The 16032-nt window shown below is 62.8% G+C and carries 12 protein-coding genes and 1 pseudogene; 9 read left to right on the forward strand and 4 right to left on the reverse strand.

Annotated elements, in window-relative coordinates:
- Positions 1–56 precede the first annotated feature (56 nt).
- The 8 genes and pseudogenes from ACFSOZ_RS21470 to ACFSOZ_RS21505 all read left to right on the forward strand — a co-directional run bounded on the left by ACFSOZ_RS21470 (position 57) and on the right by ACFSOZ_RS21505 (position 7606).
- Positions 57–2372: a putative bifunctional diguanylate cyclase/phosphodiesterase gene (locus tag ACFSOZ_RS21470; RefSeq protein WP_379101299.1), complete on the forward strand. Its 2316-nt coding sequence runs from the start codon at positions 57–59 to the stop codon at positions 2370–2372.
- A 181-nt stretch (positions 2373–2553) separates the two neighbouring features.
- A pseudogene (locus ACFSOZ_RS21475) lies at positions 2554–2768 on the forward strand (transposase); the annotation flags it as partial.
- A 116-nt stretch (positions 2769–2884) separates the two neighbouring features.
- Complete coding sequence (locus tag ACFSOZ_RS21480) at positions 2885–3616, forward strand: N-acyl amino acid synthase FeeM domain-containing protein (RefSeq protein ID WP_379101301.1); 732 nt, start codon at positions 2885–2887, stop codon at positions 3614–3616.
- A 119-nt stretch (positions 3617–3735) separates the two neighbouring features.
- A complete protein-coding gene (locus ACFSOZ_RS21485; RefSeq protein WP_111544933.1) occupies positions 3736–3885 on the forward strand; it encodes a DUF3096 domain-containing protein in 150 nt (49 codons plus the stop codon).
- A 271-nt stretch (positions 3886–4156) separates the two neighbouring features.
- Positions 4157–4381 (forward strand): aa3-type cytochrome c oxidase subunit IV, encoded by a 225-nt coding sequence (locus ACFSOZ_RS21490; RefSeq protein ID WP_379101303.1) that lies wholly within the window; start codon positions 4157–4159, stop codon positions 4379–4381.
- A gap of 85 nt (positions 4382–4466) precedes the next feature.
- Complete coding sequence (locus ACFSOZ_RS21495) at positions 4467–5768, forward strand: Re/Si-specific NAD(P)(+) transhydrogenase subunit alpha (protein WP_379101305.1); 1302 nt, start codon at positions 4467–4469, stop codon at positions 5766–5768.
- Complete coding sequence (locus tag ACFSOZ_RS21500; protein ID WP_379101307.1) at positions 5768–6193, forward strand: NAD(P) transhydrogenase subunit alpha part 2; 426 nt, start codon at positions 5768–5770, stop codon at positions 6191–6193. The genes ACFSOZ_RS21495 and ACFSOZ_RS21500 overlap by 1 nt, the downstream gene beginning before the upstream one ends.
- A 6-nt stretch (positions 6194–6199) precedes the next feature.
- Positions 6200–7606, forward strand: a complete 1407-nt coding sequence (locus ACFSOZ_RS21505) for an NAD(P)(+) transhydrogenase (Re/Si-specific) subunit beta (protein ID WP_379101309.1) — start codon at positions 6200–6202, stop codon at positions 7604–7606.
- A gap of 80 nt (positions 7607–7686) precedes the next feature.
- Here the strand turns inward: ACFSOZ_RS21505 and ACFSOZ_RS21510 are convergent, their stop codons facing one another.
- Complete coding sequence (locus ACFSOZ_RS21510) at positions 7687–8604, reverse strand: hypothetical protein (protein WP_379101311.1); 918 nt, start codon at positions 8602–8604, stop codon at positions 7687–7689.
- A 309-nt stretch (positions 8605–8913) separates the two neighbouring features.
- Here ACFSOZ_RS21510 and ACFSOZ_RS21515 point away from each other — a divergent pair, with 309 nt between their 5' ends.
- Positions 8914–10002 (forward strand): alpha/beta hydrolase family protein, encoded by a 1089-nt coding sequence (locus tag ACFSOZ_RS21515; RefSeq protein ID WP_379101313.1) that lies wholly within the window; start codon positions 8914–8916, stop codon positions 10000–10002.
- A gap of 40 nt (positions 10003–10042) precedes the next feature.
- Here ACFSOZ_RS21515 and gyrB read toward each other — a convergent pair whose 3' ends face one another.
- From gyrB to ACFSOZ_RS21530, 3 genes are all read right to left on the reverse strand, one after another.
- Positions 10043–12514 carry a DNA topoisomerase (ATP-hydrolyzing) subunit B gene (gyrB, locus tag ACFSOZ_RS21520; protein ID WP_379101315.1) on the reverse strand — a complete coding sequence of 824 codons (2472 nt, stop codon included), beginning with the start codon at positions 12512–12514 and terminating at the stop codon, positions 10043–10045.
- Between the two features lie 134 nt (positions 12515–12648).
- Complete coding sequence (locus tag ACFSOZ_RS21525; RefSeq protein ID WP_379101317.1) at positions 12649–15315, reverse strand: caspase family protein; 2667 nt, start codon at positions 15313–15315, stop codon at positions 12649–12651.
- A gap of 52 nt (positions 15316–15367) precedes the next feature.
- Entirely contained in the window at positions 15368–15937 is a 570-nt protein-coding gene (locus ACFSOZ_RS21530) for an NADPH-dependent FMN reductase (RefSeq protein WP_379101319.1), read from the reverse strand.
- Positions 15938–16032 lie beyond the last annotated feature (95 nt).

A 16032-nucleotide genomic window follows, 5' to 3' on the forward strand; every position in this document is an offset into this window, starting at 1 on the left:
CTAAGCCTTTCTTAAGGCGGGTGTGGCATGACAAGGCCTAGCGTTGGGCCGACGGTATGGGCAGAACAAAGACCGAAAACATCCCTGCGGATGTTTATATCCAGTTTGTGCGGTCGTTGTTCGACAACGCCCACATGCTGGTGATCGGCGGTGCGTGCTACTGGATCCTCGGATTCATGATCTACTTGCGCACGCACAATCCGTTGTTCCTGGCTTTCTCTTTTGTTCTGCTGTCCATCAGCCTTTTCCGCTACTTCGGCATTCGCGCCTTCAGGAAGGCTGGCGGTGTAATAGCCAATGTTGAAGAGGCGCAGCAGTGGGAGCGCAACTACATCCTCAAGGGCAGCCTGCAGGGCCTCGGGCTGGGCACGCTATGCTTCATATCGATCTATGTGTATCCCGATCCCTTTGCCGAACTGGCCGCGACGTCGCTGACCTTGGCAACCTTGGTTACGGTTGTTGGCCGGAACTACGGATCTCCGCGCATGGTGCGGATTTTTTCCGTGACCTTCATTGGTCCGGCAGCGCTTGGACTCCTGCTACGCATGGATGTCCCCTCGGTCCTTCTGGGGCTGATGATCATCCCGTTGACTTTCATCACGATCAACAGCGCCGACCACGTCCGCAACGTGCTTTTCTCGGCGGTCATCGGCCACAAGGAAGCGAGGAAGCTCGCGCGCCGGTTCGATCGCGCCCTCAACACCATGTCGCACGGCCTTGTCATGCTCGGCCCGGACGGGCGCGTGGCGGTGGCCAATGCCGAGGCCGCGCATCTGATGTCGCTCAAGTCGCCGGATGCACTGCTCGGGCGGTCGATCCACGGTCTTTTGATGCGTGGCGTCGCCGGCGGCATGCTGGCGCCGAAGGATTGCCGCTATATCGAAGCCCAGCTGACCCGCGCCCTGCGCGAGGGCCGCGACCGCAAGGTGCTGGTTTCCCTCGCCAACGGCCAGCACTATGAATTCTCGGCTCGCGAAGGCAGCCAGGAACTGGGCGTCATCACCTTCGAGGACGTCACCGCCCGTGTCGAGGCGGAAGACAAGATCCGCTTCATGGCACGCTACGACAACCTCACCGGCCTGCCCAACCGCGCCTATTTCCACGAACTGGTCGGCGAGGCCATGGCGTCCGGCGACCTCGACCGTCTTTGCGGGCTGGCAGTGCTCGACCTTGATGATTTCAAGAGCGTCAACGACACGCTAGGGCATCCGATCGGCGACGGTTTGATCTACGCCGTCGCCGAGCGGCTTGCCGCTATTGCCGGGCAAGGCATCACGGTCAGCCGTTTCGGTGGCGACGAATTCATGATCTTCTTCGACCGCGTCGAGGATGAGAGCCATCTGACCGGCCAGCTCGACGAGATTTTCGCCGGCTTGCAGGGGGAGGTCGACGTCGCAGGTCACGGGCTGCGCATCCAGGCCAGCGGCGGCGCGGTGCTGTCGCGGGTCAAGGATACCGATGTCGACGCCATGATCGTCAAGGCGGACCTGGCGCTCTACAAGGCCAAGGAACTCGGCAAGAACAGCTGGCGGCTGTTCGAGGCCTCGATGGATGCCGCCTTCCGCAACCGTCAGCTGATGAAGGCGGATCTGCGCACCGCCGTGGAAAGCAAGGCCCTGCGGGTGGTCTATCAGCCGATCGTGGCGATGAACACCATGCGTATCGCCAGCTGCGAGGCGCTGTGCCGGTGGGACCATCCAGATCTCGGGCCGATCTCGCCCAGCATCTTCATTCCGCTGGCCGAGGAAATGGGCATCATTTCCGAGATCAGCACCTTCGTGCTGCAGGCGGCCTGCACCGAATGCGCCAAATGGCCGGACCAGACCAGCGTCTCGGTCAATCTCTCCGCCAAGGATTTCCGCAACCGCGACGTCGTCCAGAAGGTTCGCGATGCGTTGACCAGCTCCGGCCTCGCCGCCGGCCGGCTGGAGATCGAGGTCACCGAAACGGCGTTGCTCGACGACAAGTCGCTGACGCGCCAGTACATCGAGGAGCTGAAGCAGCTTGGCGTGCGCATTGCGCTCGACGATTTCGGCACCGGCTATTCGAGCCTGAGCTACCTGCACAAGCTGCCGCTCGACAAGATCAAGATCGACCGTTCGTTCCTGATCGACGTCACCCAGAACAGCCGTTCGCTTGAATTGCTCAAGGGCATCGTCAATCTGTCGCGACCGCTCGGACTTTCCGTGACCGTCGAAGGTGTCGAGACCTTCGAGCAGCTCAAGATCCTGGCCTTGCAGGTCAAACCGGATCTCGTGCAAGGCTTCCTCTTCGGTGCCGCGCTTAGTGCGTCGGGTATCGAGACGATGTCGAGTGTCACCTGGCCATTCGTCGCGGACCTGCGTCTCACCGGCAAACGGACAGCCCGTTAGGGCCGCAGTTTCGAAGTTCGCTTGATCGAGATTCCTAGCGTCTTTCGAGACTCGCACTGCCCCTTGATATCGAACACATGCGAATTTCAGAATCAGGGCACCGCCACGATTTTTGCTTTTTCGCAATGCTGCTGAAAAGGGTCTTCCGCAGGGTCCGTGTGAGAACGCTGGGGGCTCGATAGCGAAGGGTTTCGAAGTCCTGCCTCGGCGCTGGGTCGTCGAGCGAACGTTCGGCTGGGCCATGTCATGGAGCCTCCTGATGCGCGACTTCGAAACGCATCGAAGTCTCAGGACGCCATGATCCACATCGCCCTCGGCGGCATCCTTCTCACGCGAATTGCTCACCAACAAACATTCTCAAACGGGCGCACGGCCGTTAAGGTTAACAGAAGGTAAATCAACAACTTCGATATTTCAGCTTGTGTCTCATTTCAGCTCGAATAGCTTATCCGCAGGCGGAATTTCGAGGACAGATAATGGATGCTGCAAGGGCTGCAAGGAATGCGTCTGGCGTGGTCAGCACAGCCGGGGATTCAGTGCTGAACCGATCGATTATGCAATTGCTGGAGCATGTCGATTATCGCCTCATTGCAGGCGGCGAGGATTTGGAGGCGATCTACCGACTTCGCTACAAATCCTACCTGCGCTCAGGCATGTGCGGCCCGATCGCCAGCGGAATGTTCGAGGATCGTTGGGACGATCTGCCCAATTCCTACCGGTTCGGTGTCTATTGCTATGGCGAATTGGTCAGCACGATCCGCTTCCATTACATTTCTAGCGAGCACCCGAATTCGCCCTCCGTGGATGCCTATCCGGAAATCCTGATCGAGCGACTTGCCCGCGGCGAAACCTTCATCGACGGAACCCGGTTCGCAACCGATCCCGACAGCGCGCCGGCGCCCGGAGTGCTGCCTTTCCTGACACTCAGGCTTGCCATGGTGGCCTCGTGTTACTTTGGCCAGAACTCGGTGCTTACGCCGGTCAAGCTCGAGCATTCCAATTTTTATGCCCGTTACTTCAATGCCGTGCAGAGGACCGAGGGTAAAGTGTTTCCGGGCGTTCTTGCTCCGATCGCACTGTTCGAAATCCCTTCCGGCGAAAATATGCGTCTGACGCTCGAACGGTTCCCGTTCTTCAGGTCGACGCCGATGGAACAGCGGCTGATGTTTGCCAATCCGGCCATCAACGGACTGACACCCCTGTCGGTCGTGCCAACAGCGAAATATTATCGCGACGCCGCCTGAGGCCTCGCGATTTTCGTAAGCGTCTGGAGCTTTCCGACCACTTCCGCGTTTTGATGACGGCGGCGCTGTCGCCCTAGTCTTTGTCATCATCCCGACGGATTTGTCAGAAGGAACCGGACATGACCATTTCCACGCTTGCGCTCACCCCGCTCATCTCGCTGATCGCCGGCGTGCTGATCCTGGTGATGCCAAGGCTGTTGAACTACATCGTCGCGCTCTATCTGATCGTCGTCGGATTGCTCGGGCTTTTCCCGCACCTCGTCCGCTGAAGGGGCCGTCAGCCGGCGAAGAAACGCAGGGCTGCGGCGACGATCGCCTCGGGAGCATCTTCCTGCATGAGACGGCTTGACCCAGGGACAAGGGTCAAGGCGCAATCCGGCAGCAGGCCCGCCAGCCGGGTGCCGGCTTTAGTCCGGCTCCGGCAAGCCGGCTTCAATTTTCCTTTGAGGCAGTTGTCGGCTGTGATGCGGCAATAGCGCCATTGCTCTCAGCCCGGCTTTTCGCTATGTGCCTGAAAGATGTCTTCGAAGGGGTATTGCTATGGCTGATCACACGCCGACCGGTCCTGTCGAACTGGGCGCGAAGATGGACTATCCCGAGCATGACCGCACCTATGCGGGTTTTCTTATGCTGGCCAAATACGGATCGCTCTTTTGCCTCGCCATACTCCTGGCCATGGCTTTTGGCTTCTTCGCGGGCGGCTTCTTTTCGGCGACCATCCTGTTCGTTCTGATTCTGGCCGCCGGCGCCTTTATCCTCCGATAGACTTTTCCGATACCTTGTCCACGGCGCCGCCGCGAGGCCGGTCGGCGTCTTGCGGGAAACAGCTTCCGGCCGAAAGGATCATGCGGTGGGACAGACGGTTTTCATCCCTCGTGAGCTAGACGCGAACGAGCCACGTGTTGCGGCGTCACCCGATACGGTGAAGCGGCTGGCGGGGCTGGGTCTCGACGTGGTTGTCGAAACCGGCGCCGGCACGCGGTCGCGCATTCCCGACGAGGAGTTCGCCAAGGCGGGCGCAGTCATCGGCAAGGCCGGCGATGTCGCCAAGGCCGACGTGGTGCTGAAGGTGCGCCGGCCAGGCGAAGCCGAGCTGAAGGGCTACAAATCTGGCACCACCGTCATTGCCATCATGGATCCCTACGGCAACGATGCTGCTGTCGCCGCTCTGGCCAAGGCCGGCGTCACCGCTTTCTCGATGGAATTCATGCCGCGCATCACCCGCGCCCAGTCGATGGACGTTTTGTCCTCGCAGGCCAATCTCGCCGGCTATCAGGCGGTGATCGATGGCGCTTCGGAATATGACCGGGCATTGCCGATGATGATGACGGCGGCGGGCACGGTGCCGGCGGCGAAAGTCTTCATCATGGGCGTCGGCGTCGCCGGTCTGCAGGCGATCGCCACGGCAAGGCGGCTTGGCGCCGTCGTCACCGCCACCGACGTGCGCCCCGCCGCCAAGGAACAGGTCGCCTCGCTCGGCGCAAAGTTCCTCGCCGTCGAGGACGAGGAATTCAAGGCGGCCGAGACTGCCGGCGGTTACGCCAAGGAAATGTCCAAGGAGTATCAGGCCAAGCAGGCGGCGCTGACCGCCGAGCATATCGCCAAGCAGGACATCGTCATCACCACGGCGCTGATCCCCGGCCGTCCGGCGCCAAAACTGGTTTCGGCGGCGATGGTCGACTCGATGAAGCCGGGCTCGGTGCTGGTTGACCTTGCGGTCGAGCGCGGCGGCAATGTCGAGGGCGCCGTGCCGGGTCAGGTCGTGACCACCGCCAACAACGTCAAGATTGTCGGCCATCTCAACGTGCCGGGCCGCGTCGCCGCATCGGCCTCGCTGCTTTACGCCAGGAACCTGTACGCTTTCGTCGAAACGCTGGTCGACAAGACCACCAAGACGCTCGCCATCAACCGCGACGACGATCTGGTCAAGGCAACCATGCTGACCGATGGCGGCAAGATCGTGCATCCGGCTTTTGCCAAGGCGGCGGAACAACCCCATGTCGAGCCGGCCGCAATCCCGGCTAGGACAATGGTTGCCGACGCATCCGCGCCTGAGAAAGCCGCTTCAAAGAAAGCTGCAGCACCCAAGTCGCCTTCGTCCAAGTCGCCCTCGTCCAAGTCGCCCGCTGCCAAGCCGAAGGGGATCGCGTGATGGATCAGACCTTGCAGAAAGCCCTCGACCAGCTGGATCAGGCGTCCGCCGCCGTCCGGCTTGCGGTGCAGAACCTGGCCAATGCGCCCGGCGGTGCCGATGCGGCGGGCGATGCCGCGCACGCGCTGTCCGGTGGTGCCATCGATCCCTTTGTCTTCCGCTTTGCCATCTTCATCCTGGCGATCTTCGTTGGCTACTATGTCGTCTGGTCGGTGACCCCGGCGCTGCACACGCCGCTGATGGCCGTCACCAATGCCATTTCCTCGGTCATCGTCGTCGGCGCGCTGCTTGCGGTCGGCATCGCCGCCTCAGGCATTGCCGCCGGCTTCGGCTTCGTCGCGCTGATGCTGGTCTCGGTCAACATTTTTGGCGGCTTTCTCGTCACCCAGCGCATGCTGGCCATGTACAAGAAGAAGGACAAGTAGAGCGCCATGAACGCCAACTTCGCGTCCTTCCTCTATCTCGTCTCCGGCGTCCTGTTCATCATGGCGCTGCGCGGCCTGTCGCATCCGACCACCAGCCGCCAGGGCAATCTCTACGGCATGATCGGCATGGGCATCGCCATTGCCACCACGCTGGCACTGGCGGCCCCGTCTGTCCCGTCGGCCGGCCGCTACTGGCTGATCGTCCTCGGCCTCGCCATCGGCGGCTCGGTCGGTGCGGTCACCGCGCGGCGCATCGCCATGACCTCGATGCCGCAGCTGGTTGCCGCCTTCCACTCGCTGGTCGGCCTTGCCGCCGTCATGGTGGCCGCTGCCGCCATCTATGCCCCTGAAAGCTTCGGCATCGGCACCGTCGCCGACATCCATGCCCAGGCGCTGATCGAGATGAGCCTTGGCGTCGCCATCGGCGCCATCACCTTCACCGGCTCGGTCATTGCTTTCTTGAAGCTCGACGGCCGCATGTCGGGCAAGCCGATCATGATCGGCGGCCGCCACTTCATCAACGCCGCACTGGCCATCGCGCTGGTGGTGCTGATCATCCTGCTGGTAACCACCGAGTCGAAGCTCATCTTCTGGCTGATCGTTGCCGCATCGCTTGCGCTTGGCGTCCTGCTCATCATCCCGATCGGCGGCGCCGACATGCCGGTGGTCGTCTCGATGCTGAATTCCTATTCGGGCTGGGCCGCGGCGGCGCTGGGCTTCACGCTCGGCAATCTGGCGCTGATCATCACCGGCGCGCTGGTCGGCTCGTCCGGCGCGATCCTGTCCTACATCATGTGCAAGGGCATGAACCGATCGTTCATCTCGGTCATCCTCGGTGGCTTTGGCGGTGAGACAGCGGCAGTTGCAGATGACGGCATCGAGCGCACGGTCAAGCAAGGCTCGGCCGACGATGCCGCCTATCTGATGATGAACGCGCAAAAAGTCATCATCGTGCCGGGCTACGGCATGGCGGTCGCCCAGGCGCAGCACGCGCTGCGCGAAATGGCCGACAAGCTCAAGGCCAACGGCGTCGATGTGAAGTACGCCATTCATCCTGTGGCAGGCCGCATGCCCGGGCACATGAACGTGCTGCTCGCCGAAGCCAACGTGCCCTATGACGAGGTGTTCGAACTCGAGGACATCAACTCGGAGTTCGCGCAGGCCGACGTCGCCTATGTCATCGGCGCCAACGACGTCACCAACCCGTCCGCGCGGGACGACAAGTCGTCGCCAATCTACGGCATGCCGATCCTCGATGTCGACAAGGCCCGCACCTGCCTGTTCGTCAAGCGCTCGCTCGGCTCCGGCTATGCCGGCATCGACAACACGCTGTTCTACAAGGACGGCACCATGATGCTGCTCGGCGACGCCAAGAAGATGACCGAGGAAATCGTCAAGGCCATGGATCACTGAGCCGGCCACGGCGCGACCAAACACACAGAAAAGCCCGGCCTCGCGGCCGGGCTTTTTGCTTCTGAACGAGCGGAGCCGGTTCAGCGGCTTGTGATGAACACCGCTTCCTCGTCGTCGCGCTGCCTGCCGCCGAGGGCCGCTGCAGCACTGGCGATGAAGGCACCGATGACCAGCGACAGTGCACCAAGCAGTGCAAAAGTCGCACTGCCTTTCCGGGCTGTGTCTGCCGCCTGCTTGGCCTTGACCTTGGCGTCCTCAACCTTCGCAACAAGAGCATCGACACGCGCCTTGGCGTCGGCCTCGGACAAGCCGGTGCGGGCGGCGACCAGCTGCGTGAGGTAGGTCTTGTCGTCGGCCGAGATCTCACCCGCCGTGGCACTGGCGATCAGGATGCGCGAGGCCTGTCCGACAGCGGCAGCATCGCTGTCCGGATTGGCGGCCGCGAGCTTGCTCGGATCGGCCGGACGGAACAGCGAATCCACCAGATAGGAGGTCGGATTGTCAGTCGATGCGCCGCCGGCGTTGGTCGAAGCACCGGCCGACGCTCCCATGGCGGCACCCGAAGCCACGGTGGAGACTGCCTGCACGCCTGAACCAAGCGCGGCGGAGAGAGCCGAGCCAAGCACGCCGACGACGAGCAAGGTGGCCAGCGCCCAGGCGAGGAAGCCGTGCGCGGTATCACGGAAATAGACCTCGTCGGTGTGGATGCCGACCCATTTGGTGCGCAGCCGCCCTGCAAGGTAGCCGCCGACACCGGAGGACAGCCATTGTACGATGATCAGCCAGATGGCGGTGGACACCGCGAAGGTGGTGACCGAAGCGCCCGAGCCCGACCAGGGTGAAACCATGCTCAGCCCAAGCCCTGAGCCGAGCAGCATGAGGATGAAGGTCAACGCCGAGGCCGCGAAGGCGCCGGCAATGATCGGCCCCCAGCTGACGGCCGTGGTGGAGGATTCTGTGGATGAGGAAACATCGACAGCCGATAGGGTGGACTGCATGTATTCCCCCTACCGTACGAAAAGCATGATCAGAATGATGATTGGAATCGGGATTCCGAGCAACCAGAGCAAGATACCGCGTCCCATGAAGGCCTCCTGTGAGAAATTGTGGTCGATATCGTCACAATGTCCCTCAGGGACTTCTGTTCCGGCGGGCTTTCAAATGATTTGCCATGGGACATTGACGGACGGGGCGCGCCAGACATGGTGAACGGGAACTAGCGGGATAAGCCTTGCCAATTCCTTCGAAGCGCCACTTTTCCTTGCCGAGTAGGAAGACACACTTTTCCTTGCCGAGTAGGAAGACAAATGACTCAGAAGACATTCCTGGAGGAGCGAAAAACAAAAGCCCGGCGGATTTGGGCTGCTGTCCGCAGGCCACGCTCAGCAATTTTCGTCGGCCTGGTCTTGCTCTCTGGTCTGTTCACCTGGGGCGGGATTCTCACCGCTACAGCTGGTGCGCCGATTGGCGCGACGTCGGCCAGTCTGGTTGCCAAAGGCATCGCGGATCTTTCCCCCGTGGGCTTTGAAGTCGTTCGCGTTCCCAATGGCGGCGAACCGTCGCTGACTGCCGGTATCTGGTACCCGACAACCGCCGAGCCGCACGATGTGCCGCTGGAAAGCTCCAACCAGCGCGTCGCGCCTTCCGGTCCGGTAAAAGGCCGTGCGCTGCCGCTCATCGTGATCTCGCATGGAGGCGGCGGATCCTACGCCGGTCATTATGATACGGCGCTCGCGTTGGCGAGAGCTGGGTTCGTCGTAGCCGCGGTCAGCCATGCCGGCGATACCTACGACGACCAGAGCAAGGTACTGATGCCATGGCGCCGGCCCGCCCAACTAAGCCGGCTGATCGATTTCATGCTGAAGGACTGGCGGGGACACGCCGACATCGATCCGCGGCGTATCGGCGCCTTTGGGTTCTCGAATGGCGGCTTCACCGTACTCGTCGAAGCGGGGGGAATACCCAACCTCGAACGGATTGGCCCATACTGCGCGGTAAATCCCCAGCACGATCTTTGCACCGCGCTGGCGAGAGCGGGGATCCATTCAGTTGCAGAAGCGGTCCAACCACCGCCAGACGCGTGGAAGCCTGATCGGCGAATCCGCGCCATCGCAGCTGCCGCGCCCGCGTTCGGCTTCACCTTCGACCGCGCCGGCCTCGCTTCGGTTCAAATCCCGGTGCTCATATGGCGCGCGGCCAACGACCAGCATCAACCCAACCCCTGGTATGAAGAACACGTCCGTTCGGCGCTGCCTCGACCACCAGAGTATCACGTCGAACCCCAGGCGGGCCACTATGCGTTCTTGCCCCATGCAGCGCCCAACTGCGCGCCGCCGCTCCAACGATTTGCTTCGACGCACCCGGCTTCGACCGGGCCGCGTTTCATCGGCGCCTGAACGCCGCCCTGGCAAGCTTCTTCAGAGCATCGCTTCGGTCTTAAATATCCAGATTGGCGACCGACAGCGCGTTGTCCTGGATGAACTCGCGCCTCGGTTCGACCTCGTCGCCCATCAGCCGCGAGAACAGCGAGTCGGCGTCGGTGGCGTCATTGACCTTGACCTGCAGCAGCGAGCGCACATTCGGATCGAGCGTGGTTTCCCAGAGCTGTTCGGCGTTCATCTCGCCGAGACCCTTGTAGCGTTGCATGGTCAGGCCCTTGCGGCCGGTCGCAAAGACGGCGCTGAGCAGCGCCAGCGGCCCCGAGATGGTTTCGGTCACATCCTTGCGGCGCAGCACTGGCGGCTCGCCATAGACCTCGGTGAGGCGCGGCGCATAGCGGTCGAGCTGGCGCGCATCGGCAGAATTGATCAGCCCGAGATCGAGATGCGCGAATTCCTTGACGCTGCGCACCGTTCTTTCGAACACATAGCCGCCGATGCCCTCGTTCGAGGTCGACATGCGGCCGGTCCAGCCGCGTTCGGTGTCCTCGGCGATGATGTCGAGCCGCTTGGCGACACGCTCCGCCATGGCATCGGCGCGGCCGAGATCGGTGAAGACGTCCGGGTTGAGGCCACCGGCGATCGCCGCCTGCTCGACCACGCCTCTGTTGTACCGCGTGTGCAGCCCGTTGATCAGCTGGCGCACTGCCAGCGCATCGTCGATGGCGCTGCGCAGGTCCTGTCCGGTCCGAACCTCGCCCGAGCCCAGCGAAAGCGAAGCCTCCTCGAGCCCTGAGCCGATCAGGAACTCCTCGAAGGCGCTCTCGTCCTTGATGTATTGCGAGCTCTTGCCGCGCGTCACTTTGTAGAGCGGCGGCTGGGCGATGTAGAGGTGGCCGCGTTCGATCAGTTCCGGCATCTGCCGGAAGAAGAAGGTGAGCAGCAAGGTGCGGATGTGGGCGCCGTCGACGTCGGCGTCGGTCATCAGGATAATCTTGTGGTAGCGCAGCTTGTCGGCGTTGAACTCGTCCTTGCCGATCGAGGTGCCGAGCGCGGTGATCAGCGTGCCGATCATTTCGGAGCCGAGCATGCGGTCGAAGCGGGCCCGCTCGACATTGAGAATCTTGCCCCGCAGCGGAAGAATGGCCTGGTTCTGGCGCGAACGGCCGCCCTTGGCCGAGCCGCCGGCCGAGTCACCCTCGACGATGAAGATTTCGGATTTCGCCGGGTCGCGTTCCTGGCAGTCGGCCAGCTTGCCGGGCAGCGAGGTGATGCCGAGCGAGCTCTTGCGGGTGATGTCGCGCGCCTTGCGTGCCGCCTCGCGGGCGGCCGCTGCCTGGATCACCTTGTCGATGACCACCTTGCCCTCGGCCGGGTGTTCCTCGAGCCAGGTGCCGAGCGCTTCGTTGACCAGACCTTCGACAACCGGACGGACCTCGGACGAGACCAGCTTGTCCTTGGTCTGCGAGGAGAATTTCGGGTCGGGGACCTTGACCGACAGCACCGCCGTCAGCCCCTCGCGGCAATCATCGCCGATCAGTCCCACCTTTTCCCTTTTGGTCAGGCCAGAAGACTCGCCATAGCCGGTGATCTGGCGCGTCAGCGCACCTCGGAAACCGGCCAGATGCGTGCCGCCGTCGCGCTGCGGAATGTTGTTGGTGAAGGCCAGCACGTTCTCGTGGTAGCTGTCGTTCCACCACATCGCCACTTCGACGGTGATGCCGTCGCGCTCGGCCTTGATGGCGATCGGCTTGTCGATCAGCGGTTTCTTGACCCGGTCGAGATATTTGACGAATTCCTCGAGACCGCCGTCATAGTGCAACTCGTGGCGCACGACGTCGGCATGGCGGGCATCGGTCAAAACGATGCGCACGCCGGAATTCAGGAAGGCGAGCTCGCGCAGCCGGTGTTCCAGCGTGCCGAGGTCGAACTCGACCATGGTGAAGGTTTCGGATGACGGAAAGAAGGTGATCTCGCTGCCGCTGCGTCCTTCATAGGTGCCGGCAACCTTGTTCTGCTCGTAGCTGCCGGTGGCCTTCAATGGCGCGTCGGCATTGCCGTGCGTGAAGCTCATCTCGAAGATCTGGCCGTTGCGGCGGATCCTGAGCTTCAGCCATGCCGACAGCGCATTGACCACCGAGACGCCGACGCCATGCAGGCCGCCCGACACCTTGTAGGAGTTCTGATCGAACTTGCCGCCGGCATGCAGCTGCGTCATGATCACTTCGGCCGCCGAAATGCCTTCGCCGGTGTGGATATCGGTCGGAATGCCACGGCCGTTGTCGATCACCGTCACCGAACCGTCGGGGTTGAGCGTCACGGTGACGAGGTCGGCGTGACCGGCCAGCGCCTCGTCGATGGCGTTGTCGACCACCTCATAGACCATGTGATGCAGGCCGGAACCGTCGTCGGTGTCGCCGATATACATGCCGGGGCGTTTGCGGACAGCGTCCAACCCCTTCAAAACCTTGATGGAATCGGCGCCGTATTCGGCTTCAGCGCCGTTGTTGTTTTCGATCTGGTCGCTCATGAAAACCTGTTGTCTGGATGCCGCTAGCACGGCGCTAAAAATCGGCCCCGAATCGCGCCTTTGATATTGCGTAGATATAGGCGCAAAAGGCGGTTTTTCCAAGGTTTGCAGGCATTTCCCGAGGGATGAGCCGGCTATTGACGGCGCGCCTCGAGCTTCGCCAGCCGCTCGCGCAGAAATTTGATCATGAATTGGTAGCGCGGCGCCAGCCGGCCGCTGCGGTCGAGCTCCAGCGTCATGTCGAGCGCTTGGGAAAGCACCGCCTTGGGATTCTTGGCAACCTGAGCGTAATCGATCATGGCGACCACCAGATCGCGTTGCCAGGTGGCGTTGTTCGGATCGGCGTCGGCGAGTTGCTGGCGGATGTCGAGACTGTCCTGGAAGGCCTGCCGCGCGCCTTTGATGTCGCGCTGCTTGACTTTGAGCATGCCGATTTCGGACAGCGTGATCGACAGGTCGCGTTGCCAGTCGGCATTGGCGGGATCGAGCTTGGCCAGCCGGTCGGCGATGGCGAAACTGTCGGTATAGGCCTTGAGCGCGCCCGCCCGGTCGCCTTGTATCGCCAGGATCCCGGCGACCTTCTCGAGGCAAATCGAGAGATCACGCTGCCAGTCCGTGTTGGCGGGGTCGCCGGCCGCCAGCACGCGGGCTATCCCCAAGGCTTCCCGATAGGCGGCCAGCGCCGCCGGCCAGTCGTCCTGGTCGCTCAGCGCATTGCCGATCTTGGCGTTGCCGACAGACAGGTCGCGCTTCAGCTCGCTATTGTCCGGATCGCGGTCCACCAGTTGTTCGGCGATCGCCTGGCCCGCCCGATAGGCCGCGAGCGCGCCCGCCGCATCGCCGCGCTCGCGCTTGAGGTCGCCGATGGTCGTATGGCTGACGGAGACATCGCGCTGCCGCTCGGCATCCTGCGGTTTCTTCTCGGCCAGCGCCAGCCGGATCTTCAGGCTCTCTTCATAGGCCGCCTGTGCATTGTCCAGTTGGCCGGCGGTGCGCGCCAGAGCGCCGATCTCGTCATAGCTGATGGTCAGGTCGCGCTGCAGCTCGGCGCGATCCGGTTCATGGTCGGCGAGCTGTTTCTTGATCGACAGGCTTTCCTGGTAGATATGTGAAGCACCCGCCAGATCGCCTTGCGTCACCAGCACGTTGCCGATCTTGTCGTCGGCCATGGCGAAGTCGCCGAACCACGGCAGATGCTGGGGCTCGGCCGCCGTCAGATCTCGCAGCATGGTTCTGGCGGTCTGATAGTTCTGCAGCGCTGCCGGCAGGTCGCCTTGTGCCAGCCTGATGTTGCCGAGCTTGATGTGGCTGACGGCGAAATCGCGCTTGACGCTCGGATCGGACTCCCGGCCGGAACGCAGCTCGAGAATGGACACCAGCGCCGCAAAGGCGCGGCCCGCCGCATCGGTGTTGCCGACCAGGGTGTAGAGCTTGCCAAGCTCATCCAGCGTACGGATATGACGGTCGGCCTCGTCCGGCGTCAGCGCCGTTTGCCCGGCTTCGCCATAGAGGGCCAACACCGATTCATAATCCTTGATGGCGTTGGCATAGTCGAGGTCTGCGCGCGCCGCGCCGCCTGACAGAAAACGCGTCGCGGCTTCGGACAGCGTGCGGCTGACGAAATTGGCCTTCAGCGCGTTGCGCGACACGTTGTCGATGTCGGCGGCCCTGGCGAGGATCGCGCGTGCGCCATCGAAAGCGCCGAGCGACAGCTGCTCCTCGGCCTGCCGGCGCAGCTCCGCTACTTGCGGATCGTCGGAGGCGAGCGTCTTCATTTCGCTGCGCACCTTGACGAAGGCGTCGGCCGCCTCGTGCAGCCTGGCGTTCAGGCTGTCCGCCGACAAATGGCTGGTGTCGGAACCGATCAGCGCGCCATAGAGCGGCGCCAGCGGCATGTCGGCGTCGCTGGCGATCTGCTCGACTTCGCCGCGCATTTCGGGCGTCACGTCGGCCATGGCGAGCAGCAGGCGTTCGCGCTCCGGCAACTGCTCCTTGGCCGCCGTGGCAAAGAACAGCTTCGGCAGGCCGCTCTCGACATAAGGCAGCTGTTTCCCGCGCGACAGGTCATAGACCTCCTGCTGCACGAGCGTCAGCACCGAGCGGATCTCGAGACCGTCGGTGCCGAGATATTTGGTCAGCGCTGTCGTGAACGGCGAATTCTGGCCGGTTCCGTCGGCCGCTGTCTCGCCCGGTGCGGCCGAGAAGGCGAACAGGATGTTTTCGGCACGGCCAATCCGGCCAAGTCCCGGCTTGACCTTCTCAGTGACGTCCTTTGCCAGGGACGTCGCGCCGCGCCCTTCGCCGCCACTGCCCGAGAAGGGGTCGCTGCGGCAGGCGTCGAGCACGATCAGCCCGACCTTGGCCGTGGCGGCCACGGTGTCGCGCACCTCTTCGAGCGGCAGGCTGGTCTTCTCCAGCGCCGCGAGCGAAGAGGCGTCGGCATCGATCGGCAGCAGCCGGTTGTCGCCAGAAATTTCGACGCCATGGCCGGAGAAATAAACCAGCGCCACGTCGGCACCTTTGGCATCCTCGCGAAAATCGTCGAGCGCGCGGCGCATGCGCCTGAGATCGCGATTGGTTTCGAGGAAGACCTCGAAGCCGAGCTTCTTCAGCGCCGCTGCCATCGCCTCGCCGTCATTGACCGGATTGGCGAGCGGCCGGATCAGGCGGTAGTCGTCATCGGCGATGACCAGCGCCACGCGCCGCTCCGCCACCGCCGCGGCGGTGGTCGTAAGCATCAGCAGCAAGGCAAACAGCAAGCGCAAGTCGAACCGCCCCCGGCTCAGTCGTTTGCCGACCATTCCACCTCTTTATGGCGCGAGCAAGCCGGGCCTTTGGCTGAAACCGGCTCTTTCAGGCCGCCCGCATCGGCTTCAGAGCCTCGCACCAGCGCAACAGCTCGTCCAGCATGGTCCTGGTTCCGCCCTGCACCTGCTCGCTGGCCTGGAAAGAGCCATCGCTCTCGAGCAGTTTCTGATACAGCGGCAGGGAAACCCCTTCGGAAATCGGCATTACACCCACTGCGGTCAGCAGCGGCTTGAGGGCTTGCGCCGCGCGCAGTCCGCCGGAGACGCCGCCATAGCTGAGGATGGCGGCGGGTTTGTACTTCCACTCGCGCGCGAGATAGTCGATCGCGTTGACGATCGCCGGAGCAACGAAATAATTGTATTCCGGCGCCACGAACACAAAGGCGTCGGCGGCATCGATCGCCTTCGACCAGGCCTTGGTGTGGTCGTTCTGGTAGTTGCCAAGCTTGGGGTGATGCGGCTCGTCCAGAACTGGCAGATTGAACGAGGCGATGTCGGTCAGCACCGGTTCGAATTTCCCGTGCTCGCGCGCGAATCCCTCCAGCCACTCGGCAAAAACCGGTCCGGAACGGCCGGGCCGCGTGCTGCCGATGATGATGTTCAACTGGTGCTTCAAGGCGGGCTCCTTCGACTGGCAGTATCTGTTGGTGACTGTCACCTACGGCAGAGCACGACCGCGGACAAGGCGGCACCTCCGGGCGAACGGTCACA

Source organism: Mesorhizobium newzealandense (assembly GCF_042682145.1).
GTDB classification, from domain to species: Bacteria; Pseudomonadota; Alphaproteobacteria; order Rhizobiales; family Rhizobiaceae; genus Mesorhizobium; species Mesorhizobium newzealandense.